Source organism: Natroniella sp. ANB-PHB2, assembly GCF_046097105.1.
Taxonomy (GTDB): domain Bacteria; phylum Bacillota; class Halanaerobiia; order Halobacteroidales; family Halobacteroidaceae; genus Natroniella.
Map to the genome: position 1 here is coordinate 1355705 of NZ_CP175562.1, position 25876 is coordinate 1381580.

General features: G+C 35.6%; 22 protein-coding genes and 1 riboswitch. Of the genes, 3 read left to right on the forward strand and 19 right to left on the reverse strand.

Going from position 1 to position 25876, the window contains the following annotated elements:
* Window positions 1-125: 125 nt before the first annotated feature.
* The 4 genes from ACKF5P_RS06730 to ACKF5P_RS06745 form a co-directional block, all read right to left on the reverse strand.
* Entirely contained in the window at window positions 126-1646 is a 1521-nt protein-coding gene (locus tag ACKF5P_RS06730) for an AbgT family transporter (RefSeq protein ID WP_408954449.1), read from the reverse strand.
* Between the two features lie 276 nt (window positions 1647-1922).
* A complete protein-coding gene (locus ACKF5P_RS06735; protein ID WP_408954450.1) occupies window positions 1923-2960 on the reverse strand; it encodes an ABC transporter ATP-binding protein in 1038 nt (345 codons plus the stop codon).
* A 152-nt stretch (window positions 2961-3112) separates the two neighbouring features.
* Complete coding sequence (locus tag ACKF5P_RS06740; protein WP_408954451.1) at window positions 3113-4741, reverse strand: ABC transporter permease; 1629 nt, start codon at window positions 4739-4741, stop codon at window positions 3113-3115.
* Between the two features lie 251 nt (window positions 4742-4992).
* Window positions 4993-6006: an iron ABC transporter substrate-binding protein gene (locus tag ACKF5P_RS06745; protein WP_408954452.1), complete on the reverse strand. Its 1014-nt coding sequence runs from the start codon at window positions 6004-6006 to the stop codon at window positions 4993-4995.
* A gap of 318 nt (window positions 6007-6324) precedes the next feature.
* Here ACKF5P_RS06745 and ACKF5P_RS06750 point away from each other — a divergent pair, with 318 nt between their 5' ends.
* Window positions 6325-7014 (forward strand): hypothetical protein, encoded by a 690-nt coding sequence (locus tag ACKF5P_RS06750; protein WP_408954453.1) that lies wholly within the window; start codon window positions 6325-6327, stop codon window positions 7012-7014.
* 64 nt (window positions 7015-7078) lie between these two features.
* Here ACKF5P_RS06750 and chbG read toward each other — a convergent pair whose 3' ends face one another.
* Window positions 7079-7834 (reverse strand): chitin disaccharide deacetylase, encoded by a 756-nt coding sequence (gene chbG / locus ACKF5P_RS06755; protein WP_408954454.1) that lies wholly within the window; start codon window positions 7832-7834, stop codon window positions 7079-7081.
* A gap of 133 nt (window positions 7835-7967) precedes the next feature.
* Here chbG and ACKF5P_RS06760 point away from each other — a divergent pair, with 133 nt between their 5' ends.
* Complete coding sequence (locus ACKF5P_RS06760) at window positions 7968-8429, forward strand: hypothetical protein (protein WP_408954455.1); 462 nt, start codon at window positions 7968-7970, stop codon at window positions 8427-8429.
* Between the two features lie 498 nt (window positions 8430-8927).
* Here ACKF5P_RS06760 and thiE read toward each other — a convergent pair whose 3' ends face one another.
* The 6 genes from thiE to thiD form a co-directional block, all read right to left on the reverse strand.
* Window positions 8928-9557, reverse strand: coding sequence for a thiamine phosphate synthase (gene thiE, locus ACKF5P_RS06765; RefSeq protein ID WP_408954456.1), 630 nt, complete (start codon window positions 9555-9557; stop codon window positions 8928-8930).
* A 21-nt stretch (window positions 9558-9578) separates the two neighbouring features.
* Window positions 9579-10682: a 2-iminoacetate synthase ThiH gene (thiH, locus tag ACKF5P_RS06770; protein ID WP_408954457.1), complete on the reverse strand. Its 1104-nt coding sequence runs from the start codon at window positions 10680-10682 to the stop codon at window positions 9579-9581.
* A complete protein-coding gene (locus ACKF5P_RS06775) occupies window positions 10679-11458 on the reverse strand; it encodes a thiazole synthase (protein WP_408954458.1) in 780 nt (259 codons plus the stop codon). Before ACKF5P_RS06775 ends, thiH begins: the two co-directional genes overlap by 4 nt.
* A gap of 2 nt (window positions 11459-11460) precedes the next feature.
* A complete protein-coding gene (thiS, locus tag ACKF5P_RS06780) occupies window positions 11461-11664 on the reverse strand; it encodes a sulfur carrier protein ThiS (protein WP_408954459.1) in 204 nt (67 codons plus the stop codon).
* A 158-nt stretch (window positions 11665-11822) separates the two neighbouring features.
* Window positions 11823-13106 carry a phosphomethylpyrimidine synthase ThiC gene (gene thiC, locus ACKF5P_RS06785; protein WP_408954460.1) on the reverse strand — a complete coding sequence of 428 codons (1284 nt, stop codon included), beginning with the start codon at window positions 13104-13106 and terminating at the stop codon, window positions 11823-11825.
* 205 nt (window positions 13107-13311) lie between these two features.
* Window positions 13312-14094 carry a bifunctional hydroxymethylpyrimidine kinase/phosphomethylpyrimidine kinase gene (gene thiD, locus ACKF5P_RS06790; protein ID WP_408954461.1) on the reverse strand — a complete coding sequence of 261 codons (783 nt, stop codon included), beginning with the start codon at window positions 14092-14094 and terminating at the stop codon, window positions 13312-13314.
* A 108-nt stretch (window positions 14095-14202) separates the two neighbouring features.
* Window positions 14203-14307: riboswitch (TPP riboswitch) on the reverse strand.
* 193 nt (window positions 14308-14500) lie between these two features.
* On the opposite strand from thiD, the gene ACKF5P_RS06795 reads away from it, so the two are divergent.
* Complete coding sequence (locus ACKF5P_RS06795; RefSeq protein WP_408954462.1) at window positions 14501-15193, forward strand: manganese catalase family protein; 693 nt, start codon at window positions 14501-14503, stop codon at window positions 15191-15193.
* 38 nt (window positions 15194-15231) lie between these two features.
* Here the strand turns inward: ACKF5P_RS06795 and ACKF5P_RS06800 are convergent, their stop codons facing one another.
* From ACKF5P_RS06800 to argJ, 8 genes are all read right to left on the reverse strand, one after another.
* Complete coding sequence (locus ACKF5P_RS06800; RefSeq protein WP_408954463.1) at window positions 15232-15870, reverse strand: hemolysin III family protein; 639 nt, start codon at window positions 15868-15870, stop codon at window positions 15232-15234.
* A 158-nt stretch (window positions 15871-16028) separates the two neighbouring features.
* Window positions 16029-19244, reverse strand: coding sequence for a carbamoyl-phosphate synthase large subunit (gene carB / locus ACKF5P_RS06805; protein ID WP_408954464.1), 3216 nt, complete (start codon window positions 19242-19244; stop codon window positions 16029-16031).
* A gap of 120 nt (window positions 19245-19364) precedes the next feature.
* Window positions 19365-20438 carry a glutamine-hydrolyzing carbamoyl-phosphate synthase small subunit gene (carA, locus tag ACKF5P_RS06810; protein ID WP_408954465.1) on the reverse strand — a complete coding sequence of 358 codons (1074 nt, stop codon included), beginning with the start codon at window positions 20436-20438 and terminating at the stop codon, window positions 19365-19367.
* 455 nt (window positions 20439-20893) lie between these two features.
* Window positions 20894-21349 (reverse strand): NusG domain II-containing protein, encoded by a 456-nt coding sequence (locus ACKF5P_RS06815; RefSeq protein ID WP_408954466.1) that lies wholly within the window; start codon window positions 21347-21349, stop codon window positions 20894-20896.
* A 103-nt stretch (window positions 21350-21452) separates the two neighbouring features.
* Window positions 21453-22187 (reverse strand): alpha/beta hydrolase, encoded by a 735-nt coding sequence (locus ACKF5P_RS06820; RefSeq protein WP_408954467.1) that lies wholly within the window; start codon window positions 22185-22187, stop codon window positions 21453-21455.
* 184 nt (window positions 22188-22371) lie between these two features.
* Window positions 22372-23559: an aspartate aminotransferase family protein gene (locus ACKF5P_RS06825; protein ID WP_408954468.1), complete on the reverse strand. Its 1188-nt coding sequence runs from the start codon at window positions 23557-23559 to the stop codon at window positions 22372-22374.
* 134 nt (window positions 23560-23693) lie between these two features.
* Window positions 23694-24563 (reverse strand): acetylglutamate kinase, encoded by an 870-nt coding sequence (gene argB / locus ACKF5P_RS06830; RefSeq protein ID WP_408954469.1) that lies wholly within the window; start codon window positions 24561-24563, stop codon window positions 23694-23696.
* 87 nt (window positions 24564-24650) lie between these two features.
* A complete protein-coding gene (gene argJ, locus ACKF5P_RS06835; RefSeq protein ID WP_408954470.1) occupies window positions 24651-25862 on the reverse strand; it encodes a bifunctional glutamate N-acetyltransferase/amino-acid acetyltransferase ArgJ in 1212 nt (403 codons plus the stop codon).
* Between the last annotated feature and the right edge of the window lie 14 nt (window positions 25863-25876).

A 25876-nucleotide genomic window follows, 5' to 3' on the forward strand; every position in this document is an offset into this window, starting at 1 on the left:
TAAACTTATAATCAGAACTTGATCGACATCACTGAAAAGTTGTTTATATCTCTGTATTCCCAAAAAAATAAAAAACCTTAGCACCTATCTGATATTAGATAGGCACTAAGATTAATTCTAACTTCTTAATAAAATAAACTTCCTCCTGGGCCAATTGGTAACCCAAAAGCAAACCAAATTACTAACATAATAGTCCATGCGATCATAAAAGCAAAGGAATAAGGCATCATAGTTGAAATTAAAGTACCAATTCCCATTTTTTCATCATACTTTTTAGCAAAAGCTATAATAATTGCAAAATAAGACATCAACGGACTAATTATATTAGTAACAGAATCTCCTATTCTATACGCTAACTGAGTAAACTCAGGACTATAACCCAACTCCATCAACATAGGAACGAAAACAGGTGCCATAATAGCCCATTTAGCTGATGCACTACCAATAAAGATATTTATAAAGCCAGCCACTATAATAAATGCAATAATCATTGGTAATCCAGTAAAGTTAATTGCCTGTAAGAATTCAGCTCCATTTATTGCTAAGATTGTACCAATATTTGACCAACCAAAATAAGCAACAAACTGTCCAGCTGCAAAAGCTAACGCAATATACATACCCATATCTGACATAGCTTCAGAAAATCCATCAGCCACATCTGAATCATCTTTAATTGTACCAGTCTTAAGCCCATAAGCTAAACCTGGTACAAAGAAGAATAATGCAATCATTGGTACCATACCAGCAACAAAAGGACTTCCTCCTGTAATAATTCCACCAGCATCATTTCTTAAGATACCATTTGCAGGTACAACCAATGCTGCTACTGCTGCAATAGCAACCAATAGCCAAATAAATGCTGACTTCAACCCTTTAGCTTCAAGATCTGTTAGCTCTTCTAAATTTTCTGTATATTCACCTTCATATTTACCAAGTCTCGGTGCTACAATCCTCTCTGTCACTAAAGTACCTACAACAGTAACTAGGAAAGTAGAAAAGATCATAAAGTACCAGTTAACAGTAGGCGCTACTGTATACGTCGAATCCATTAACTGAGCTGCCTCTTCAGTAATTCCTGCCAATAATGGATCAAGTGTTGATACTAATAAATTTGCACTGAAACCACCTGATACCCCTGCAAAAGCTGCTGCCAAACCTGCTAATGGATGTCTCCCCTTAGCTGCAAAGATAATCGCCCCTAAAGGAACTAAGACAACATATCCAGCATCTGAAGCTACATTAGACATAATCCCTGCAAATACAACGGCTGCCGTAATTAACTGATCAGGAGCTCCTAATACTATCTTCTTCAAAGCCGCCTTAATCAAACCTGACTTATCAGCTACACCAACACCCAGCATAGCTACTAACACAGTTCCTAATGGAGCAAAACCTGTAAAATTATCCACCGCATCAGAAAAGACCCTTCTAATTCCATACCTCGAAAGTAGATTCACTGCTTCAATTGTTTCGCCTGTTCCTGGATGCTCTACTGATAACCCAAGCAGACTTACCACCCAAGAGAGTACTAATGTCAACCCTGCTAAAATAAAAAATAGCGTGATCGGATGTGGTAATTTATTACCTACTTTTTCTACTATGTTTAAACTCCGATCAATAATTCCATTCTTTTTCTCTTTACTCATTTCTCTCCTCCTCTTTAATTATTCTTCCTTTTTAATTCTTTCTCCATCTCCAATACTAAATTTTCTATACTTTTTTCAAATTCCCTGCATAAAACACAAAAAACTTTCATCCAATTTTTACCTAGATAATATTTCGTAAAATATCATAATTTTAGCTCAACTTTAGATAGTTTACATTAAAAATAAAAGCCTTATATTACAGGCCTTGTAAGTAGTCAATTCTTGATTTTAAGCTGATAACTGTAGCTCAAAACACCACATACTTGCAATTAAATTCTATTTTTCTATCACAGCTACAAAATCTGGTAATACTTTAACAGAGACTTGATCCCCTACTTTTAATTTGATTTCTGGATGAATATGAATTAATATATTATGAGATGTATCGTTAACATTAATAACAGCATCAATAGTATTACCTTTATATACAATCTCCTCAATTACACCCTGAATTGAACCCTTAGGATCTAACTCAAAGCTTTCAGGTCGAACAGATAGAGTAACTTTTTCCCCAGGTTGCTTACCATGAGTATGATAATAAGGAAATATTCCTATGTCTGTTATTACACTCTCAACATCAGAACCTATGGTGCCTTCTAATAGATTTGATTGCCCAACAAAAGAAGCTACAAAGGTAGTCTCTGGCAATTCATAGACTTCTCTAGGGCTTCCTTTCTGCTCAACCACACCGTGATTCATCAAAATAATCTTATCAGAGATAGATAAGGCTTCTTTTTGATCATGAGTAACAAAGATAGCTGTCGCCTCACTTTCTCGAATAATACGAGTCACATCCCGTCTCATCTGCTCACGTAAACTCATATCTAAATTACTGAATGGTTCATCAAGAAGCACTACTACTGGATCTCTTACTAAAGCACGGGCCAACGCTACTCGCTGTTGTTGACCTCCCGATAATTCTGCAGGATTTTTGGTAGCATAACCTGCCAACCCTACTAACTCTAAAGTCTCTATAATCTTAGCTTGATCCCTACCTTTAAGACCAAAAGCTAAATTATCTTCTACACTTAGGTGAGGAAATAGAGCATAATCTTGAAAGACCATCCCAACACCCCTTTTTTCTGGAGGTATCCAAGAGTTTTTACCAGCTACTTCCTCTCCTCTAATATTTATTACTCCTGAATCAGGACGTTCAAGTCCTGCAATCAAACGTAACAAAGTCGTTTTTCCACAACCACTTGGCCCTAAAAGGGTTACAATCTGACCAGCACCAACCTTAAAGGATACATCTTTAAGTGCAGGAACTTCATTTCCTGGATAAGTTTTTATAATATCGGATAATTCTATAATCATAAATCCATCTCCTTTATATTAATAAATCATATGCATAAGTGTTTACCTTTTATAACTATACGGGGACTCTGTCAATCCTCAATCAAATCAAAACTTTAAAACTAAAACTAACTGATAAATCTAAACTTGTATAAAGAGCTGACTGCTAATAATTAATTTTTATCTTCTTGAGAAAATAGAATCCATAAAGAAAAAGATGATATTAAAACTAAAAGTAGCGCTGGAACAGCAGCACGAGTATAAAAAGCTTCCGTAGTAGCATTCCAAATCTCAGTCGTTAATGAACGAAATCCTATTGGACTCAACAACATAGTTGCTGGCAACTCCTTCATCGTTGTTAAAAAGATAAGAGCTGCTCCTGTAAAAATCCCCGGTCGAATCAGAGGGATTGTAATTGTTCGCAACACCTTAAATCTAGAACAGCCCATAACCAGACCAGCATCTTCAATATTAGGGCCAACCTGCAATAATGAACTCCTTAAAGCACCCATTGCTTGCGGAAGAAATAATATCACATAAGCAAAGATCAACAGTGGTAAAGTCTGATAGAAAGATGTTGCATAATTGGCTCCGAAAAAGACCAAGGACAATGCCACTACTATACCTGGCAGAGCATAACCTGCATAAGCTACCTTTTCCAATAGATTACTGAATTTACTCTTATATTTTACAGATATTATAGCTACTGGCAGTGTTACCAAAACTCCAACTACAGCAGTTATGCTGGCAGCATAAAAAGAGTTAAATGCTGCTTCCCAGCGTAATATAAATGCCTCTCCATGAATTAGACCTCGAATTAACCAAAAAGCTGTGACACCTACCGGTAAAACTAACGCAAGTGATACTATTATAAAACAGAAGATAAGTGCAGGCCACTTCCACTTGCCCAACTTGACCTTCCTTAATTTCCTCTTGGTTCCTCTACCAACACTATGATAACGAGCTTTACCTCTAGTCCACATCTCACAAGTAACGATCAACATAGTTAAAACAACCAAGATAAGTGCTAAAACTGCAGCATAAGTACGATCAAAAGAACCTCGATATTGTAAAAAGATTACTCTAGTAAAGGAATCAAATTGTAATAAAGACACCGCAGCAAAATCACTTAAAGTATAAAGCGCTACTAACAAACCTCCTCCTGCAATAGCAGGCCGAAGTTTAGGAAAAGTTACTTTCCAAAATATCTGCCAAGAGTTTTGGCCCATTGTCCGAGCAGCCTCCTCTTGAGATGGATCCATTCCTACTAAGGCACTTCGTACTGATAATAAGAGATAAGGATAACATAATAAAGTCAATAATGCCCAAGCCCCAAAAAAACCATAAATCCTTGGAGTATAGGAAATATTAAAGATATCAGTAATAAAGTTATGAACTATTCCACCATATCCAAAAGCACTTACAAAAGCAAATCCACCAACCAATGATGGGATCACAAGTGGCACCATAGTTAAGATAGACCATATCTTCCGCCCAGGGAGATCAGTTCTTACCGTAAGCCAAGCCAAAGGAAGAGCAATCACAATGGTAGCTAATGTTACTGATCCAGCTAAAGCCAGAGTATTCAACAAGACAACCAATGTCTGTTCGTGCAGCAATAAAGATAAAAGTTCTTCAGCCTCCCAGACTCGAACAACTAGATATAACAAGGGTAAAGACATAGCAAGAGCTATAGCAATTACAGGAATCAATATAAATGGAGGAGCGACAAAAGGCCAAGTCAGTTGGCCCTTCTTGATCAAAGCAATCTTATTTTTAACTATTGAAATTTTAGATTGCATTATAATCCCCTACCTTTGATGATAATTCAACTCTTATTGTTAAGTACTCAGTATTAGTTAAACATTTTTGATTACCCATTTATTCCCCTCCAACTTATACATATTAATTTCGACTTTTATTTACAAAAACTTATCTTTTATTGTATTGAAAATAATTATCATTGTCAAGCCAATCTATAAAAGCAGAAAAAGTCAGTTCAAACTGACTTTCTCTGCTTCAATTAATTTTTTAGCTTAATACTTAAACTATCTTATAATGCTCCTACCTTTGATAATAATTCTAAAGTTCCTTGTAAATCTTCAATATCACCTAAATCCATATCAGGAGCATCAATCTCTTCTAAAGGCTTTAATAAGTGGTTAGTTACACCCATACCTTCAATAACTGGATATTCATTATTTCCTTGCATAAAGTGGTACTGAGTCTCTGTTGTTAACAAGAATTCTACAAATTGCTCAACAAGTTCACTATCTGTTCCATTCAAAGCTCCCATACCAGCTATATTAATCATAGAACCAGCATCATTTGTAGTATATAAATGTCTAACCGGGAAGTCTTCACCCTCTTCAGCTAAAAATCTGAATAAGTAATAATGGTTTACAAAACCAATATTTGCTTCTCCTCTACTAACCCCTTCTACAGTGCTTGTATTATTATGATATGTACGTGGATTATTAGCTTGGATTCCGCGTAACCACTCTTCTGCTCGCTCTTCACCTTCAGTAACACGTAATGCAGTCACAAAAGCTTGGAAAGATCCATTTGTTGGAGCCCAACCAATACGTCCTTCCCATTCAGGCTCTGTAAAGCCCCAGATAGTATCAGGTAATTCATCCTCATCAACATAATTAGGATTATAAGCTACAACTCTAGCTCGACCAGATATACCCATCCATTGACCATTTGGATCTCTTAATCTAGAATCAACTTGTTCTAAGTACTCTTCAGGTAAATCTTGTAACATACCTTCTCTAGCCACTGCTCCTAATGCACCAGCGTCTTGAGCAAAATAGATATCAGCAGGACTATTTTCACCTTCTTCTAAAATAGTAGCAGCCAATTCTGCTGTATCTCCATAACGTACATTTACATCAATTCCTGTCTCTTCGCTAAAGTTTTCAAAAACTGGGCCAATCAAGTTTTCAGATCTTCCAGAATAAACCGTTAATTCTTCTGTCTCGCTTTCGCTAGAGCAACCAGAAACTACTGTTAAAAGTGTAACTAAAACTAATGCTAAAACTATTAAACCTTTTTTCCTAAACATTTCTTTTCCTCCTAGATTTATTACTGTTATTGAAAACCAATCTCAACTAACTGATATTTATAATTATAATGAAAACCGTTCTCATTGTCAAGTGTTTTCTGATATTTTTTAGTTGTTTACTCAGGATTATCGTTTTTAACCTCTACAACTAAAAACTAACAAAAGGTTTTTAGTTTTTAATTTGGAATTTTAAATACACAGGTATCTAAACTCTTAATTGATATATAACTTAAGTTTAAGTAAAAACTAAATGCCCTTATGTTTTTAACGATTGACTTAAACTTAAAGCTATTTTGTAAAAAAGAAAGGAGAAATTAAATGAAGCAGTTATTCATAGCAATCTTGACCTTAATGATCATAGTAAATTTTCAATTTTTAGCATTGGCTAATAATTCATTTTCAGTTGAATTTATGGAATTAGATACCTCTTATCAAAGATTTAGTACTGAAATTGAATTGACAGATAATCTATCATTAGCTGGAGATTATGCGTACAGTAGAATTAATCCCTATAACCTTAGCTTAAAATTGGATAAGGCAAATCTAATTCTTAAAAAGAAGGTTATTACTACCGATATTTTAACTTCACAGTTAGGAATTGGCTATAATTATAATTCAACAAAACTCTCAACCGATTATTTTCCAGAGTTAGATCTGACGACAAAAGAAACCGGGCCAATCCTAGCAGTAACAGGTGAGGTAGAGCTAGATGAAGAGCTTTCTTTGTTTGGACAACTAAACTATGCTCCTTATTCATCACTGCGAGGAGAGTTAGTAACTGAAGATGAAACTACTACTAGTAACCAAAAAATTAGAAAGTATTCAGGTAGAGTCGGTGGAAGGTTCAAATTAGCTGAAAATCTAAGTGGACAGATTGGGTATAATTTTATTAACTATCTAAACTCACCAGATAATTTAGAAGAGATAGAAGAAGTGAATGGTGAGTTTCAAGAACAGTTAGGTAATAATTCAGGTGGAATCTTTCTTGGACTTAAAACCAACTTTTAAATTCAAACTAGCTGATAGCTACTATCATTTTCTAGCTATCAGCTAAATTAAATCTAGAGCCACATTAACTCCCAAGCTCTGCAAAACTGATTATCTCAACTCCTTTATTCTTAAACCACTCTGTAAGCTCATTACTTGTCAATATCTTTAACTCTCTAACCCGAGAATCATTATAGCTACTTGTTTCTTTTAACTTATCATCAGCTAAACCAGGATGGCACATAATCTCTATCGTTCCTGCTGAAAAACTTTCAATCTGTTGCTTTAGATTCTTCAACGTTGCACCAGCCCCATAAAAATCACCAAAAAAACAATCAGTCGTTACCACCCCTACCTGCTTAAAATATTCCTTAACCTCCTTATTAGGATGTCTAACAGGCAACTCATACTCTCGGGCCAACTCTGCCACTACCTCCTTAAATCCTGGATTTAAATGAATATGATGGTGGCTATCTAAATGGGTCAACTCAAGATCAGTTTCTAGAAACTTCTCAATCTGCCTTCTCAATTCACACTTTACTTCTTCAACCTTCTCATTCTCCAATAACTCAGCTAATTGATTATAAAACTCTCCTTCTTCCGTAACTAAAGAAGGAATCTCCTTCGCAAGAGAAATAGGTCGACCATAGGTCAAATTCAAATGAAGGCCCATCTGCCTAATCCCTTTCTGTTGGGCTAGCTTTATAGCCTCCTCAGCTCCTAGCAGATTAATCATCAATGTTGTACTGCTAACTACCCCTTCTGTCAATGCTTTAATAATCCCTTGATTACAACTACTATGTAACCCAAAGTCATCCGCATTTATAATTACTTTTTTCATAAGTATCACCTTCCCTTCTTAAATATATTCTTTATTATACATTCATCTCTTTGACCTCTCTTGCTCCACCTGAATAAATTATCAAAACAAAGGAATTATATAACTGAACTAATAACGAAAGTAGGGATTTGAAATGACAATTAATGATGAATTTGCTTTAGGAGCATTAGCCGGCCTAGTAGCTATGATACCTCAAGTAATCTTCGATTTTATTTCTGTTCAGTTAAATTACTCAAAACATTATGCTTTTCAAATTTCAAGCAGTATTTATTTATATGAACCATTGACACAAAGACCGCTCGGATTAATTTTCGGCGGCCTGTTATGGGCTATTATGTCGATAATCTTGGGAGTAATAACAGTTTATTTACTCAGATCCAGCGGAAAGGATTTTTGGTGGTTAAAAGGTTTAGCTATTTCTAATTTCTTTATGTTTGTAATAATTTATGGATTTTTGTACACTTTAGGAGCAGCTACTATAATCCCCTTTGATATTCCAACAAATATTACTATCTTTATTGGTAATATTATCTTTGGAATTACCGTATCTTACTTAATCACCAGCTGGGGTGGAGAAAAACTGCCAGCTACTTAAATCGATAAATTCCTAAAACAAGAAAAGAGTAGGGAAGACCTACTCTTTTCTTGATATTTAAGTTATCTATATTCAGTTAATGTATAATTTCCTAACTGACTTACTTTTTATTGATATATTGTGTCACTTTTCCTTTATAAAAATCACACTCAAAACCATGTTTACAAAGAAATTAAAAATCAAACTTTCTTCCGTGCTACCTTTTTTCTTGATAAAAAAGTAGCCAAAAAATCAAGAAGAATTTGAATTTGTGCAACTATTAAAATCAAGTCTCTCTTACTTAAAACATTAAGATCAATCTATAAAATTATCTACCCTTATCTCAGTCACATAATTCTTCCAATAAAATCAAAACCCTGCAATCTAAAATTTAATCATTAAGGACATTTCGCAGTAATATCTAGATTTTTAACAAATTATTATTTTAAATTAGTGTTAATTTGCGTTCATTCGTGGTTCCCTGTTTTTTTGAAAGTGCCACAATATTGTAATAAAGCATTACTTCATCTTTTGCCTAATTTTTTTTATCTTCTTGTGAATATCCTCTGCCTCAACGATTTCAGTAATCATTGCTACACAGCTAGCTCCCTTTTCTACTACCAACTCCACATTATCCTCTTTAATCCCGCCTATTGCTACAAAAGGAAGATCTATATTATCGACTACATACTCTAAATACTCTAAACCCACTGGGGCACAGACATCCTCTTTAGTATCAGTGGCAAAGATCGGGCCAACACCAATATAGTCAACACCCTCAACCACTGCTTCTCTAGCTTGCTGTGGTGAATGGGTCGATAACCCGATTATCTTATCCTCACCGATTAAATCTCTAACTACATCTACTGGCAAATCATCTTGTCCAATATGAACCCCATCAGCATTTACAACCAAAGCTAAATCAATGTCATCATTAATAATAAATGTTACCCCTGCCTCTTTAGTCAACTGGCGTAACTTTTTTGCTTCTTGATATTTATCAAGCATATCCTTTTCTTTCTCACGATACTGAATAACCTCAACTCCAGCAGCAATCATCTCTTTAACAACCTCTATATTACTCCGTCCTTTAGAAAATTTTTCTCCTGTAAGACAATAAATATCAGTATCCAATACTTTCTTGCTCATATTTTTCCTCCTCAACCGATTCTAAATTCGATGCCAATTCTTAAATACAGTTTGATAACCTTTATTACCAAGCAACTTAGTAATCTCATCTACATCACGATCATCAGAAATATCAAATTGATTCGTTCCTTCCTGTGACTCCGCATAACCTCCTACTTCAGTAGATGACTCAGCAGAAATCTTAGTAATTCCTAACGGCAATAAATTATTCCTCAACTCTGCTCGCTCCCTAGTAGAAAGATTAAGGCCTGCTCGAGGTAAAAATAATCGATAGGCTAATAAAATTTGAACCAACTGACTATCCCCAACAATAGAATTAGGTTGAAAACTTCCTAAATGGGGTCTCAAACGAGGCACAGAAAGATTGACCTCTGTTTCTAAGTAATTATCTTGTAGATACTTAGCATGTAACCCTGCAAAAAATGCCTCTTTTCTCCACTGTCCAAGCCCTAATAATGCTCCGATATTAACCTGTCTCATCCCTGCTTGGCAACCTCTCTCAGGAGCGTCTAAACGATAAAGATAATCACTCTTTGGCCCTTGAGGATGAACTTCTTCATAAATTTCTTGGTCATAAACCTCTTGATAAATAGTCAACCCTTCTACTCCCGCTGCAATTAATTCTTTGTACTCAGCCACCTCTAATGGATAGACTTCAATACTCAAACAAGGAAAATGCTCTTTAAGTAAAAGTACCGACTCCTTCAAATAAGAGACTGGACTATGCTTACGAGATTCACCAGTTAAGAGCAATAAATGTTTAATCCCCTTCTCAGCAATTATCTTAGCTTCTTCTTCTATCTCTGCTAAATCAAGCTTGCTTCTTTTAAATTTATTATTGACACTAAAGCCACAATACAGACATTGATTAACACAATAATCTGCTAAATATAATGGTAAATATAGAAGCATCGTCCGTCCAAAATGCTGCAAAGTCAATTGTGAAGCCTTTTGAGCCATCTCCTCTAAATAATTGCTGGCTGCAGGAGATAACAAGGTTAAAAAGTCTTCCTTAGTCAATCGTTCTTTACCCAATACTCGCTCTACATCTGCTGTATTTACTTCTTCAAAAAAAGAATTAAAATCTAGTTGATTTAATTGATTATATTCTTGGTAAAAACTCATTCTTGATCTTCCTTTAAAAATCCAGTCAGTGGTGATGATGCAGAAGCATACTTCTTAACAGCCCCTGTACCAGCAAGATAAGCCTTTCTTCCTGCTTCTACAGCAGCCGCGAACGCATCTCCCATTACAACAGGATCTTTAGCAGTAGCTATTGCCGTATTGACTAAGACTGCATCAGCTCCCATTTCCATTGCTTCTGCTGCCTGAGATGGCTTCCCAATCCCAGCATCAACTACTATCGGTAACTCTATCTCCTCAATCAAGATCCTAACCAACTCTTTCGTCTTCAAACCACGATTAGAACCGATCGGTGCACCTAACGGCATTACTGCTGCTGCTCCTGCCTCTTCTAATCGCTTAGCTACCATCAAATCAGGACTAACATAAGGTAAGACTACAAATCCTTCCTTAGCCAAGATCTCTGTTGCTTTAATTGTTTCTTGATTGTCAGGAAGTAGATATTTATTATCTGAAATAACCTCAATTTTGACCCAATTACCACAACCGGCTGCTTTAGCTATCCTAGCAATTCTAACTGCTTCTTCAGCTGTTCTTGCTCCCGAAGTATTAGGTAGTAATACACAGTTTTCAGGAATATAATTAATAACATTATGCTGTGGCGAATCAAAATCAACCCTCCGTAAAGCCATCGTTACTACCTGTGAACGGGCAGCTTTAATAGTTTCAGGAATTAAATTTTGATTAGAAAACTTACCTGTCCCAGTAAATAATCTACTATCAAGTTCTTTATCTCCAATAACTAATCGATCAGCCATGATTATTCTCCTCCTCCTACAAAGTTAAGTATCTCTAATTTATCATCTTCTGCTAGTTCAATCTGCTCCCATTTATCCTGCTTAATAACTTGGCCATTATACTCTACTACAACCCTACCAACTTCTAAATCTTTATTCTCTAAGTAATCAACTATGCTCAACCCTGCTTTTATTTCCTCTTCTTTTCCATTAACAGTTATCTTCATCAAGCAACACCCCTCCGGTAAAGCATTTAATAACTAACATTTAATAATTAATAGTTAAAATTCAAAGCTTTAAAACATAAAAAGTTGATTTTAATTTTTATCTCTAACTAATTATTTTTAAGGTCTTTTCATTATTCATTATTCATTATTCAATGCTTTTATAGTGCTTCATCAACAACCTTCATAGCACAATAAGAACCACACATCGTACAAGCATCCTCATCTTTTAAGATCTGATTATGATCTGTTCTTTCTTGTCTAGCCTTTTCAGGGTCAATAGATAATTCAATCTGCCTATCCCAGTCAAGCTTCTTTCTTGCTTTAGCCATTTCCAAATCTCTCTGCTTAGCTTGAGCTATTCCTTTAGCTATATCCCCAGCATGAGCAGCTATCTTAGTAGCAACGACACCATCTTTAACATCTTCAACACTAGGTAAGCCAATATGTTCTGCTGGAGTTACATAGCATAAAAAATCAGCCCCAGCACTAGCTGCTGCTGTTCCACCGATTGCTGCTGTAATATGATCATAACCTAGTGCAATATCAGTTACGATTGGCCCTAAAACATAAAAAGGTGCTCCCTTACATAACTCTTTTTGGAGTTTAATATTGGTTTCAATCTGATCATATGGTACATGACCTGGCCCTTCAACCATTACTTGAACATCAGCCTCCCTAGCTCTATCTACTAACTCCCCTAAGATTAGCAATTCATGAATTTGAGCCCTATCAGTAGCATCTGCTAATGATCCTGGACGTAAGCCATCACCCAAGCTTAATGTCACATCATACTCATAACAGATCTCTAACAATCGATCATAGTACTCATATAAAGGATTTTCTTGATTATTATGTAGCATCCAGCCTGTCATAAATGAACCGCCTCGACTGACTATATCTGTAATTCTTCCCTCATCTCTCAAGTGGCGAATCGTCTCTAATGTCAAACCACAGTGAACTGTGATAAAATCGACTCCATCTTCAGCATGCTCTTCAACCACTGTAAAAATATCTTCAACTGTCATATCAACAATTGCCTGCTCTGCTTGTAAAGTTTCTACAGTAGCCTGATAGATCGGTACCGTTCCTAAAGGAACTTCAGCTGCAGCTAAAATTGCCTCTCTTGTCTCAGAAATCTTCTCACCTGTTGATAGATCCATTACTGCATCTGCCCCTGCTCTTACAGCTACTTCTAACTTCTTTAATTCCTTTTCAATCTCAGGATAATCCTCTGATGTTCCAAAGTTAGCATTAACCTTTGTCGTTAATCCCTCTCCAAAACCATTAGGATCTAAATTTTCATGATTCTTATTAGCTGGAATTACAATGGTTCCATCTGCCAACCCTGTCCTGATTACTTCTGGATCTACCCCTTCTTTTTCAGCTACCCTCTTCATTGCTGGAGTAATCACTCCATTTTTTGCTTCTGTTACTTGTGTCATTTTTTTATTCACTCCTCTTTTATAATTTACAATTTCCTCTAAATTGCAAAATCTATACTTAGCTCAGACAAAATTTTCCTAAAACCTAATTAGAAGCCTAAAGTCAAAACCAATCTAACACAATCTAGCATAAAGATATAGATTTTTTCAAAGATCTTAACCTTTTAAGATTTTGATCTTCAACTATCAATTATCAACTGTCAACTTATACTTTAACTAGGTGGTTAACAGGATTATTACCTGCTCCAACTGGACAACCTTCTTTTATTGCTTTCGTTACAAACTCTTTACTCCTCTCAACAGCCTCTACAACCGAATAACCTAACCCTAAATTACTAGCAATCGCTGCAGATAAAGTACAGCCAGTCCCATGGGTATCGCTAGTATCAACCCTAGCTACTGTAAAATCAATAAACTCTTGACCATTATACAATAAATCTCTAGCCATCTCTCCTTTCTGATGCCCCCCTTTAACCAATACATAGTCAGAACCCAATTGATGTAATCTTTTAGCTAATTGCTCTAACTCCAACCCACTATCCAACTCTTCTCCTAATAACACCTTAGCTTCATTTAAATTAGGAGTAATTACTTTGGCTAGTGGAATTAATTGATCACGTAAAACCTCTACAGCTTCTTCAGCCAACAATAAATCACCACTAGTAGCTACCATTACTGGATCAACCACTAGATTAGGTAAGTTATATTCCTTTATCTTACTAACTACTGCTGTAATAATCTCAGCATTAGCTAACATTCCTGTTTTTAATGCTTTAAAATTTAAATCACTACAAACAGAATCTAACTGCTCTTTAACAAACTGACCACTAATCTCTTCAACCCCTTGTACTCCCAAGGTGTTTTGAGCAGTCACAGCTGTAATTACACAAGCACCATAAACCCCCCAATTAGTCATCGTCTTTAAGTCAGCCTGAATTCCTGCTCCCCCTCCTGAATCAGAACCTGCAATCGTCAATACCTGCTTCATCTCAGCTCCTCCTTTTAAATCTAGGTACCAATTAATAGTTACAAATTAATAATCACTAATTCCAACAAAAAAACACATCCAGATAGGATGTGCTCTAATTTATGTATTCTAAACCAAGCACCAATTCCCTACGCTGGTATTATCCAGATCAGGTTTAAGAGACTAGAGTCTTACCTCTTTCTCAGCCCACCTAGAGCGCCCCTATTGGTCTTTCCACTATTTTATTTTCTAGTTAAATCATATCAGAATTCATCTTAATTTTCAACTAAAGTCTAAAGTTTTAAATAATTAAACATAAAAAAGGCTAATTATGTATTTTTTATCCTATAACAGTTAATTGTTTTCAGTATTATGCCTAAGCTAGTTACAAATAATAAATAATAGAAGTTAAAAAGGAGCTGAAGAGATGTTTAAGCATAATAAAGAATTATTACATGAAGTTAAAGTAGACCAACCAAACCCTAACTATGCTACTATGTTACAAGAACAATTAGGCGGGGCCAACGGTGAATTAAAAGCTGGCCTCCAATATTTTAGCCAAAGTTTTAGAATTCAAGATCCAGAGATTAAAGATCTATTCTTAGATATTGCTGCCGAAGAATTTAGTCATGCTGAAATGGTAGCTACTACTATCAATCTATTAAATGGACATGATGTAGCCAATACTGATGATACTGTAGGCCAAATTCAATCTCAAGTGTTGGGTGGTCTATCACCTATGCTAGCTAACGCTTCTGGTTCTCCTTTCACTGGCAACTTCATTAATGTTACTGGGGATATTGCTGCTGATATCCTCTCTAATATTGCTGCTGAACAGAGAGCTAAAGTGGTCTATGAATATCTTTATCGCCAAATTGATGATGAAGGAGTTCGAGAAACAATTGATTTTTTATTAAACCGTGAAGAAGCACACAATGCTTTATTTAGAGAAGCCTTAAATAAGGTTCAAAATGAAGAGAGATCCTCTAATCATGACTTTGGAGTTACTGAAGATTCAAAATTATACTTTGATCTATCTACTCCTGGTAGATATTTTGCTGATCCTAACCCCACTTCTCCTTCATTTGACAATCCACATCAAGATCAACCTCTCCAGTAAAAGATTTTGGCTGTTGGTAAATAACCAACAGCCCTTTATTATAAGAGTAAATATAATATAGTGACAAAATGACATATACTTCCTGCTAAAACAAAAAGATGCCAGATAGCATGGTGGTATTTGAGATTTCTCCACACATAAAATATTGTACCCATAGTATATAATACTCCTCCTGTAACCAAAAAAATCAAACTGGTTCTATTTATTGCTTGCACTAATGGTCTAATAGCAACTATGATCAACCAACCCATAATCAAATATAATACTGTTGAAAATATCATAAATCTTTTAACCCAAAAAACTTTAAAGATAATTCCCACCACAGCTATACCCCATACTATTCCAAAAATCAACCAACCTAAAAAACCTCTCAGCGGAATTAAAGTAATTGGAGTATAGGTTCCTGCAATCAATAAATAAATAGCTGCATGATCAAAAATTTGAAAGATATCCTTTACTTTACCTTCAGAAAAGCTGTGATACAGAGTCGATGATAAATAAAGAATTACTAATGTAGTACCATAAATAGCAAAACTAGCCTGATACCAGATATCTCCATAAACATTGGCCAATACAACTAAAACAACCAAGGCAGCAATCGCTAATCCCAAACCAACCCCATGCAAAATAGCATTCGTGATCTCTTCACTTCTCGTTAAACCCCCATTAATATCCATTTTAATCTCCCTTATAAGTTAATACCTCTACCCTTTTGGGGTTAAATCATCATATCCTTTCTTTTTCTTATCTATATATATTTACACATAAGAAGAAAATAATCCTTCATATTAAATATATTTTTTTGTAAACTTTTAACAATAATAGATATTTTCCTTTATCTTTTATTAGATATTTTATTATATTGATCTAGACTAAACATCTCAACTTCTTCAATATCCTGTCCTAAAATCTGTAATAATGCCCTGACAGTACTTAATGAAGTTAAGCAAGGAATATTATAGCTAACAGTCTTTTGACGCAACTTAAACCCAAATCTATTCGGTAATTTACCTCTTGTTGGAGTATTGATTACTAAATCAATTTCACCTTCTATAATCAAGTCGAATATATCCAGATCTGTCTTAGCTTCTTTAACCACTGCTTCAATTTCTATTCCTTCTTGTTGTAAATACTGAGCTGTATTAGTGGTTCCTACCAACTTAAAATCTAATTCCAATAACCGCTTAGCAATCTCAACTACCTGCTCTTTATCCCTATCACTAATCGACAATAAGACCTTGCCTTGCTCTGGAATTTCAAATCCAGCAGCTAGCATCGCCTTATACAATGCTTTAGGATAAGTTTGATCGGTACCCATTACCTCACCAGTTGATTTCATCTCTGGCCCTAAGAAGATATCTACACCAGGCAATTTCTCAAAGGAAAAGACCGGTGCTTTAACAGTTACATAATCAGATTCAGGAATTACTCCTGTCTGATAGCCTAAGTCAATTAATTTTTGCTCTAACATCACCTTAGTTGCTAGATTGACCATTGGTACCCCTGTTACCTTACTTAAGATCGGTACAGTTCTGCTGGCCCGAGGATTAACCTCTAAAACATAAGGCTTTCCACCTTGATCAACTACATATTGAATATTAACTAACCCTTTAATCCCTAGTTCCTTGATTACCTTAATTGAATAATCTTCAATCTGTTGCTTAACTTTATCTTCTAAGGTCTGAGTCGGATAGACAGCCATACTATCTCCTGAGTGAATACCTGCTCGCTCTATATGCTCCATAATTCCAGGAATTACAACTGTTTCCCCATCAGCAATCGCATCAACTTCAACTTCTTTACCAGTAATATACTTATCAACCAAGATCGGATGTTTAGGTGAAACCTGAACGGCTAAATCCATATACTTCAACAATTCATCTTCCTTATAAACTACTTCCATCGCCTGACCACCTAACACATAAGAGGGACGAACCAAGACTGGATAATCTAGCCTATTAGCAATCTCTACTGCTTCCTTTTTAGTAGTTGCTGTATCGCCAGCAGGAGATGGAATCTCTAATCTATCTAATAACTGTAAGAATTTATCCCGATCCTCAGCTAAATCCATATTCTCTACACTAGTGCCTAAAACTTTAACTCCCTGCTTAACCAAATCATCTGCTAGATTGATCGATGTCTGGCCACCAAACTGCAAAATAACCCCTGCTGGATTCTCATTATTAATGATATGATTGATATATTCTAAATTGATCGGCTCAAAGTACAACTTATCTGCTGTATCAGAATCGGTACTGACCGTCTCAGGGTTATTGTTAATAATAATCGACTCTACTCCTATCTCTTTTAAAGCCTCAACACAGTGGACACTACAATAGTCAAACTCTATTCCTTGACCGATTCGAATTGGCCCTGAACCTATAACTAAAATCTTTTCTTCATCAGTTGCCTGGCTTTCATTCTCCTCTTCATAAGTGGAGTAATAATAAGGAGTCTGTGCTGGAAATTCAGCTGCACAAGTATCAACCGTCTTATAAACTGGGGCCAACTCTAGCTCCTCTCGCTGTTTAACCACTTCTTCCTCAATACTTCCAATCAATTTAGCTAAATAACCATCACTCATTCCTTTTTCTTTAGCTTTAGTTAGTAACTCAGTAGTCAATTGACCTTGCTTAGTTATTTTATCCTTTAAATCAATTAACTTATCCAGCTTATGAATAAAAAATAGGTCAATTCCTGTCAATTCAACTATCTCATCTACTGTAACATCTCTTTTCAATGCCTCAATCAGTAAAAAAAGTCTCTCATCAGTTGGATTTACTATCGCTTCTTTCAATTCAGCTGTTGATAAGTGGCTGAAATCTGCTGAAGTCAGATCAATATCTGCATCCAATGAATCAATCGCCTTCAACAATGACTCCTCAAAATTACGACCAATAGCCATCACTTCTCCTGTCGCCTTCATTTGAGTCGTTAAATCCCGGTTTGCAAAAGAAAACTTATCAAACGGCCAACGTGGAATCTTACTGACTACATAGTCTAAGGCCGGTTCAAAACAGGCCGTCGTCTTATCAGTAACAGAGTTTTTAATCTCATCAAGTTGAAGGCCTATTGCTATCTTAGCTGCTACCCGAGCAATTGGATATCCTGTCGCCTTAGAAGCTAAAGCACTAGAACGACTAACACGTGGGTTAACCTCAATTACTGAGTATTCCATACTATTAGGATTTAGAGCAAACTGAATATTACAACCTCCCTCAATCCCTAACGCTCGAATGATCTTTAAGGAAGCAGAACGTAACATTTGATATTCCTTATCACGTAAGGTCTGACTTGGAGCCACTACAATACTATCCCCAGTATGAATCCCCACTGGATCAAAGTTCTCCATATTACAGACGATAATACAGTTATTATTACTATCACGCAACACTTCATACTCAATCTCTTTCCAACCAGCAATACTCCGCTCTAATAAGACTTGATTAACCGGACTATTTTTTAGACCTCTACCTACTATATCAAGCAAATCCTGCTTATTGTTAGCAATACCACCACCAGCTCCACCCATAGTAAAGGCTGGTCGAATGATTAATGGATAACCAATCTGATCAGCAAACTGAACTGCTTCTTCTATACTCTCAATTATCTCACTTTGAGCAATTGGCTCATCTATCTCTTCCATCAATCTCTTAAATTGATCCCTATCCTCTGCCTGATCAATCGTTTCTAATGATGTTCCTAACATCTTAATCTCTTTATCCTCTAAAAAGCCTGACCGGGCCAACTCCATTGCCAAGTTCAATCCTGTTTGTCCTCCCAAAGTCGGTAAGATCCCATCAGGCTGCTCTTGCTCAATTACCTTCTTAACAAAATTCAAGGTCAATGGTTCTATATAAACCCGATCTGCAATATCCTGGTCGGTCATAATCGTCGCTGGATTACTATTAATCAAGACAACTTCAAGCCCCTCTTCTGCTAAAGCTCGACAAGCCTGACTACCTGAATAATCAAACTCAGCAGCCTGCCCAATCACAATTGGCCCAGAACCAATCACTAACACTTTCGATATATCCTCATACTTTGACATAATCAACCCCCTCGGTAAATCAATTAATATTTAACATTTAATAATTAATGTTTAATAATTACAATTCAAAATCTAACTGAAAAGATAAAATTTTTAAATGGTTTGCTAATTATTCAATATTCAATGCTTTTCCATAAGTTCTATAAAATAATTAAATAAATAGTGGGAATCTTCTGGTCCTGGTGCTGCTTCAGGATGATATTGGACTGAAAAAATAGGTAACTGCTTGTGTTTAATTCCCTCTACCGTCCCATCATTTAGATTGCGATATGTTATTTCTACCTCGGCTGGTAAACTATCTTCATCTAACGCATAGCTGTGATTTTGAGAAGTAATTAAGACTCGACCATTGGATAGATCTTTAACCGGCTGATTTCCACCATGATGGCCAAACTTCATCTTATAAGTCTTCCCACCTAAAGCAAGCCCCAATATATGATGACCTAAACAGATTCCACTCAATGGTAAGATACCAATTAACTCCTTAACCATCTCTACAACTTCAGGAATATCTTTAGGATCACCTGGCCCATTCGATAATAAGACTCCAGTAGGATTTAGTCTTTTAATTTCTTTAGCACTAGTACTAGCAGGAACAACGGTTATCTGACAATCTAACTGCACTAAAGAATCCAAAATACTACCCTTAACTCCTAAATCTACCACGACTAAATTATGTTGAGCAGAATCTGAACCTAAAGTATAGATTTCACCGGTAGTAACCTGCTCAACTACATCACTTGGAAACTGACTTGCTTTAGCCTTCTCAATTAAGATTTGAGGATCACTCTCTTCAGTAGATATAATCCCTTGCATCATTCCTTTTTGGCGGATATACTTAGTTAACGCTCTAGTATCTATCCCTTTAATCCCGATAATATTATGCTGAGATAAATACTGACTACTTTCCCCTTCCGACTTCCAGTTGCTCGGCATATCACAATCCTCTTTAACTATAAAACCAGAAACTTGAGCCTCAACTGATTCTGGATCATCATCATTAACCCCATAATTTCCTATCAATGGATAAGTCATCGTCACTAGTTGGCCCTTATAAGAGGGATCGGTTAATACTTCCTGATAGCCAGTCATACTAGTATTAAAAACAACTTCACCAGCCACTTCACCCCTTGCCCCAAAGGATTGGCCCTCAAAACATCGCCCATCCTCCAAGGCTAAAATAGCTTTTTTCATAACTAATCAACTCCCCTTACAAATAATAATTCATCTAAATTTATTCATTTTTTAATCTCCTTGTTAAATAATTATACATTGTTATGTATTTTTATTCAAGGGGTGTCTAAAATTTATTCCTTCAATTGATACAATGTGTCACCTCGTGACACAGCCGTCAACTATCAGCCATGAGTCGTCAGCCCAATCAAAACCTATTAAACTCTAACAAGTAAACCATCTGAACCCAGGTAATATAATGGTTTCTAGATACTTTAATTTTTATTGGTTTTAAATGCTCTTAACTGATAGCTGAGGACTGACCGCTGACCCTACGAGTTCTAAAATTCCAAGAACTCTCCGTAACAAAAACCGTTCGCTATGTGGCACAAAAGTGCCATTTAGTGTAGCTTTTAAGTTTACAACAAAGTAATAAAGGACAAGTTGGAATTTAAATTCCAACTTGTCCTTTAACTTTAAAAAGTCATTACATCAATATCTTGTTCTGTTTCTATTTCTTGAACCGCTTCAACTGTAACTACCATCTTAATTGGCATCGAAACGATCATCTGATAAGGTTGGCTAATCCAGCCCATATCATGATGAATTGGCAAAGGAGAAATCTCTCTATTCAATCGATCTAATCTCACTTCTCCACCTTTCATCTTTAAAACACCTTGATACTCTTCGCCTTCAAAGCTAAAGTCAAACTCTATCCGTTCTAGCCCTTCAGTTTCAAGTAACTTATGCCGATAAACTTCTTCATTATCCATAGTAACAACAACCTCTTTATTACCATCAACTTCTTTAGTAATTACTTTAGGGGCCAATACTATCATTGATAAACTGATCAAGATAACTAAAACTACAACGACTCTGTCCGCAACAGTCATTATCTTATTAACTTTATCTAACCCTAACTTTTTTATCATTATTATCACCATCTCGGATAATTATTTTCTTCACATTTCTCTTAATTATTATATAATATTCCCCTACTAAAATAAAGGTCTAACAAAAGTATCCTTAACCAATTTATCCCTCTAAAAAATTGATTATCTGACGATGAACCATCTCTTTTTCTGACCCTAAAGTAACTACATGTCTAGACTTTTCTAACCATAATATATCTTTTTTCTGACTCATTACCTGCTCATAAATAATCTCTGCACTAACCGGTTTTACCGTTTTATCTTTGTATGATTGAATAACTAAAGCAGGACATTTTACTTTTTCCAAATCATTTTTAGCCAATCTTATTAATTTAAGTAAGCTAGGTACAGTTTTAAGCGGTGTAGCTGAATAACCAACAGCATATGTTTCCTCTTCCAAATTATCGCCATTACTAGAATATTGAAAACGCTTAAACCATTTCAGAATCGGAGTTAAATAAGCCAATTTATTTTGGATCTTAATCGGAGCAGCTAAAGAGACTACCTTATCCACTGCATAATTTTCTGCTAATAATAATGAGAGGATTCCACCCATTGACAAGCCTAATAAATATACTTGATTATACTCTGCTCTTAACTGCTGATATTCTTCTTCAACTGCTGTTAACCAATCCTGCCAATCTGTCTGCTCCATATCTTCTACACAAGTTCCATGTCCTGGCAGTAAAATTCCACTGACAGTGTAACCCTCTTGATGCAGAGCTTCTCCTAATAACCTCATATGAGCTGGAGAACCTGTAAATCCATGAATTAACAAACAAGCAGTTTGATTCCCCTCAAAATAAAAAGGTTCTGCATATTCAGAAATATATTCCATCAATTCAACACTCCTTTATAATAACTTTTAATTACTGAACATTAAAACAAATCTAGAATCATTTATAAATTACTGCTCAACCCATTATATATCTTTATTCACCATCTTTTATTATATTACTTCTTTAATTTCTTGTAAAGCTTACAACTAAAAATAGCACTCGCCCGAGTGCTATTTTAATTAATTATTCAACTAATATTTGATCTAATTCTTCAATCAATTGATCGACATCTCTGGTAGTGATAATCAATGGAGGCAAAAATCTAAGTACTTTCTTACCTGCCGTCAGGGCCAACACCCCTTGATCCAACAGCTTCCTTACAACTTCTTTAGCATCAATATTCAACTCTAGTCCAATCATCAAACCTTTACCTCTCACTTCAATAACTGAACTATACTGTTCAACCAACTGCTCTAATTGCTCCCTAAAATAAGCTCCAACCTCTTTTACATCATCTAAAATATTATCCTCTAAAATAACTTGTAATGTTGTGTAAGCTGCTTGGCAGGCTAATGGATTACCGCCAAAAGTTGAAGCATGATCACCTGGCTTAAAAGCTTGAGCAACTTGCTCCTTAGCTAGAAAAGCACTGACCGGCATACCATTACCTAATGCCTTAGCTAAAGTAAAGATATCAGGTTCAACACCATAAGCTTGATAAGCAAATAACTCTCCTGTCCGCCCAACCCCTGTTTGAATCTCATCAAAGATCAATAAAATTCCTGCTTGATCACATAACTCTCTTAATCCTTGTAAATATTCTTTTTGAGCAGGGTTTACTCCTCCTTCACCTTGAATCGGTTCCACCATAATTGCTGCTGTCTGCTCTGTAATCGCTTCTTTAGCAGCAGCTAGATCATTATACGAAGCATGTTTAAATCCTTTTGGCAAAGGAGTAAAGTCTTTTTGATACTTAGTCTGACCAGTTGCAGCTATTGTAGATAAGGTTCGCCCATGAAAAGATTCCTTAGCTGTTATAACCTCATACTTCTCTTGGCCCTGCTCCTTAAAGTATTTTCTTGCTAACTTAATTGCTCCTTCATTCGCTTCAGCCCCACTATTGCCATAAAATACTTTATCACCACAAGAACTATCTACTAATAACTTAGATAATTTAGCTTGAATCTCAAAGTAATATAAATTAGAAGCATGTAATAGCTTATCAACCTGCTCTTTAAGTGCTTCAGTTACCTGAGGATGCTTATAACCTAAAGCATTAACAGCAATTCCAGCAGCAAAATCTAAATATTCAATCCCTTCATTATCATATAGATAAACTCCTTCTCCCTTTTCTAAAACAATTGGAAATCTCTTTCCAAAGACATTCATAAAATAATCCTGATCCATTTGAATTACCTCTTCTTTTAGCATAATCTCCCCCCTGAAAAGCAATTAATAATTAATAACTAATAATTAATATTTAATAGTTGAAACTAAATCTTAAAAAGATACTACCATGATTTTGATATTTTTAATTATTAAATGCTTTTTTTAACTATTCAATATTAAATGCTCTTATTTGTAAGCATCGTTCCAATTCCACGATCGGTAAATATTTCTAATAATAATGAATGAGGTACTCTTCCATCTAAGATATGGGTCTTATTAACATTAGATTCTAAAGCATCAATACAGGCTTCTACCTTAGGAATCATACCTCCTTTAATCCTATTACTTTCAATCATTTTAGTCGCTTCTTCAATTGTCAACCTTGATATTAATGAATCCTCATTATCAGGATCAGTCATAATTCCTTCCACATTAGTCAATAAGATCAACTTTTCTGCTTGTAAAGCCCCAGCTAATCTGCCAGCTACCAAATCAGCATTGATATTATAGCTATTACCTTCTAAATCAACTCCTACCGGAGCTACTATCGGTAGGTAGTTACTATTAATAATCGCTTTTAATACTTCAGGATTAATCTGTTCAACCTCTCCTACATAACCCAAATCAACATCATCTACCTTATATTTCTTAGCTTGAATCAAATTATTATCCTTACCTGATAAACCAACTGCTTTATTACCTACTAAATTTGCTAAGGAGACTATTTGGCTATTTACCCTTCCAATTAAAACTTGCTCTACAACCTCCATAATCTCTTTAGTAGTAATCCGCAATCCTTGATGAAATTCACTTCCTATCCCCAACTTGTCCAAGGTTTGATTAATTGCTGGCCCACCTCCATGAACTATCACTGGATTAACGCCAACATATTTTAGTAATGTAATATCTTTTAAAACAGATTTTATCAATTCCTGATTAACCATTGCATTACCACCATACTTAATTACAACTGTCTTACCAGAAAACTCTCTAATATATGGTAATGCTTCAATTAAAATATCAGCCTTCTCAATTAACTCCTCCACTATCCTCACCCATCCTTACCTAATTTAGTGTGCAGTGTTGATTTTAAATCTCTTTTGCTCTTGCCATACTTAAACTCAGACTTAAACTTAAGTATGATATTCCCCATTGATCTCAACATATTCATAAGAAAGATCACAAGTCCAGACCTGATCACTAGCTTCTCCTAAATTAAGATTAACCTTTAACTTAATCTTATCAGTGGCTAATAGCCCTTCTAACTTCTCTTCATAATCAAGTACAGTCTCATCTTGATCAAGCAATAATAGATCATTCATTCTAATCTCCAATTTTGCTAAATCAATATCTATCCCGCTAGCTCCAATTGCTGCTACTATTCTCCCCCAATTAGGATCTTCGCCAAATAAAGCAGTCTTAACTAAATTAGAATTAGCTATCTTTCTAGCAATTACTTCTGCCTCAAACTTTTTTCTTGCTCCAACTACCTCTATCTCTACAAATTTAGTAGCTCCTTCTCCATCTAATACAATCTGATGGGCCAACACTTTAGTGATATGCTTTAAAGCTGCTACAAACTTCTCATAATCTTGATCTTGCTCTTGAATTTGAGAATTACCTGCCTGTTCATTAGCCAAGATAGCTACCATATCATTTGTACTTTGATCTCCATCAACAATAATTTTATTAAAAGAATTATTGACTGCTTCCCGTAAAGCTTGATCTAGCAGTTGAGTATCAATAGCTAGATCGGTTGTCAAAAAAGATAGCATTGTCGCCATATTAGGTTCTATCATTCCTGAACCTTTAGCTATACCCCCAATTGTAACCTTCTCTCCTCCAATCTCAATTTCTACTGCTAACTCCTTACTATATGTATCGGTCGTCATAATCGCTTCAGCAGCATAATTGCTTCCCGTCTCATTCAAATTAGCTGCTGCTTTCTTAATTCCTTTTTCAACCTTATCCATTTCTAAAAATTGACCAATAATTCCTGTCGAAGCAACTAAGATCTGATTCTTCTCTAAATTCAATTCATCTGCTGTCAAATCTTTCATTCGTTCAGCATCAGACCAACCTTGCTCTCCAGTACAAGCATTGGCATTTCCACTGTTGATCACTATTGCTTGTGCTAAGCCATCCTTACAATTTTTTCGACTCAGCTTTACAGGAGCTGCTGAACACTGATTAGTTGTAAACACCGCAGCTACTTTAGCCAAATTATTGCTATAAAGCAAGGCTATATCTCTCCCTTCACTCTTAATCCCTGCTTCAACTCCTGCTGCCAAAAAACCTTGTGGCGCAGTTACTCCTCCTGGAACCTCTTGATAATCTCCTGCCATTTAATTCTTCCTCC

What these genes read in the sequence shown, in the direction of transcription:
- thiH (WP_408954457.1), bottom strand. Translation starts at nt 10,682, where the DNA reads ATGAGTTTTTACCAAGAATATAATCAATTAAATCAACTAGATTTTAAT.
- ACKF5P_RS06760 (WP_408954455.1), top strand. Translation starts at nt 7,968, where the DNA reads ATGACAATTAATGATGAATTTGCTTTAGGAGCATTAGCCGGCCTAGTA.
- thiE (WP_408954456.1), bottom strand. Translation starts at nt 9,557, where the DNA reads ATGAGCAAGAAAGTATTGGATACTGATATTTATTGTCTTACAGGAGAA.
- thiD (WP_408954461.1), bottom strand. Translation starts at nt 14,094, where the DNA reads ATGAAGCAGGTATTGACGATTGCAGGTTCTGATTCAGGAGGGGGAGCA.
- ACKF5P_RS06800 (WP_408954463.1), bottom strand. Translation starts at nt 15,870, where the DNA reads ATGGATATTAATGGGGGTTTAACGAGAAGTGAAGAGATCACGAATGCT.
- ACKF5P_RS06730 (WP_408954449.1), bottom strand. Translation starts at nt 1,646, where the DNA reads ATGAGTAAAGAGAAAAAGAATGGAATTATTGATCGGAGTTTAAACATA.
- chbG (WP_408954454.1), bottom strand. Translation starts at nt 7,834, where the DNA reads ATGAAAAAAGTAATTATAAATGCGGATGACTTTGGGTTACATAGTAGT.
- ACKF5P_RS06745 (WP_408954452.1), bottom strand. Translation starts at nt 6,006, where the DNA reads ATGTTTAGGAAAAAAGGTTTAATAGTTTTAGCATTAGTTTTAGTTACA.
- carB (WP_408954464.1), bottom strand. Translation starts at nt 19,244, where the DNA reads ATGTCAAAGTATGAGGATATATCGAAAGTGTTAGTGATTGGTTCTGGG.
- ACKF5P_RS06815 (WP_408954466.1), bottom strand. Translation starts at nt 21,349, where the DNA reads ATGATAAAAAAGTTAGGGTTAGATAAAGTTAATAAGATAATGACTGTT.
- ACKF5P_RS06795 (WP_408954462.1), top strand. Translation starts at nt 14,501, where the DNA reads ATGTTTAAGCATAATAAAGAATTATTACATGAAGTTAAAGTAGACCAA.
- ACKF5P_RS06740 (WP_408954451.1), bottom strand. Translation starts at nt 4,741, where the DNA reads ATGCAATCTAAAATTTCAATAGTTAAAAATAAGATTGCTTTGATCAAG.
- ACKF5P_RS06775 (WP_408954458.1), bottom strand. Translation starts at nt 11,458, where the DNA reads ATGGCTGATCGATTAGTTATTGGAGATAAAGAACTTGATAGTAGATTA.
- thiC (WP_408954460.1), bottom strand. Translation starts at nt 13,106, where the DNA reads ATGACACAAGTAACAGAAGCAAAAAATGGAGTGATTACTCCAGCAATG.
- argJ (WP_408954470.1), bottom strand. Translation starts at nt 25,862, where the DNA reads ATGGCAGGAGATTATCAAGAGGTTCCAGGAGGAGTAACTGCGCCACAA.
- ACKF5P_RS06825 (WP_408954468.1), bottom strand. Translation starts at nt 23,559, where the DNA reads ATGCTAAAAGAAGAGGTAATTCAAATGGATCAGGATTATTTTATGAAT.
- ACKF5P_RS06820 (WP_408954467.1), bottom strand. Translation starts at nt 22,187, where the DNA reads ATGGAATATATTTCTGAATATGCAGAACCTTTTTATTTTGAGGGGAAT.
- carA (WP_408954465.1), bottom strand. Translation starts at nt 20,438, where the DNA reads ATGAAAAAAGCTATTTTAGCCTTGGAGGATGGGCGATGTTTTGAGGGC.
- thiS (WP_408954459.1), bottom strand. Translation starts at nt 11,664, where the DNA reads ATGAAGATAACTGTTAATGGAAAAGAAGAGGAAATAAAAGCAGGGTTG.
- ACKF5P_RS06735 (WP_408954450.1), bottom strand. Translation starts at nt 2,960, where the DNA reads ATGATTATAGAATTATCCGATATTATAAAAACTTATCCAGGAAATGAA.
- ACKF5P_RS06750 (WP_408954453.1), top strand. Translation starts at nt 6,325, where the DNA reads ATGAAGCAGTTATTCATAGCAATCTTGACCTTAATGATCATAGTAAAT.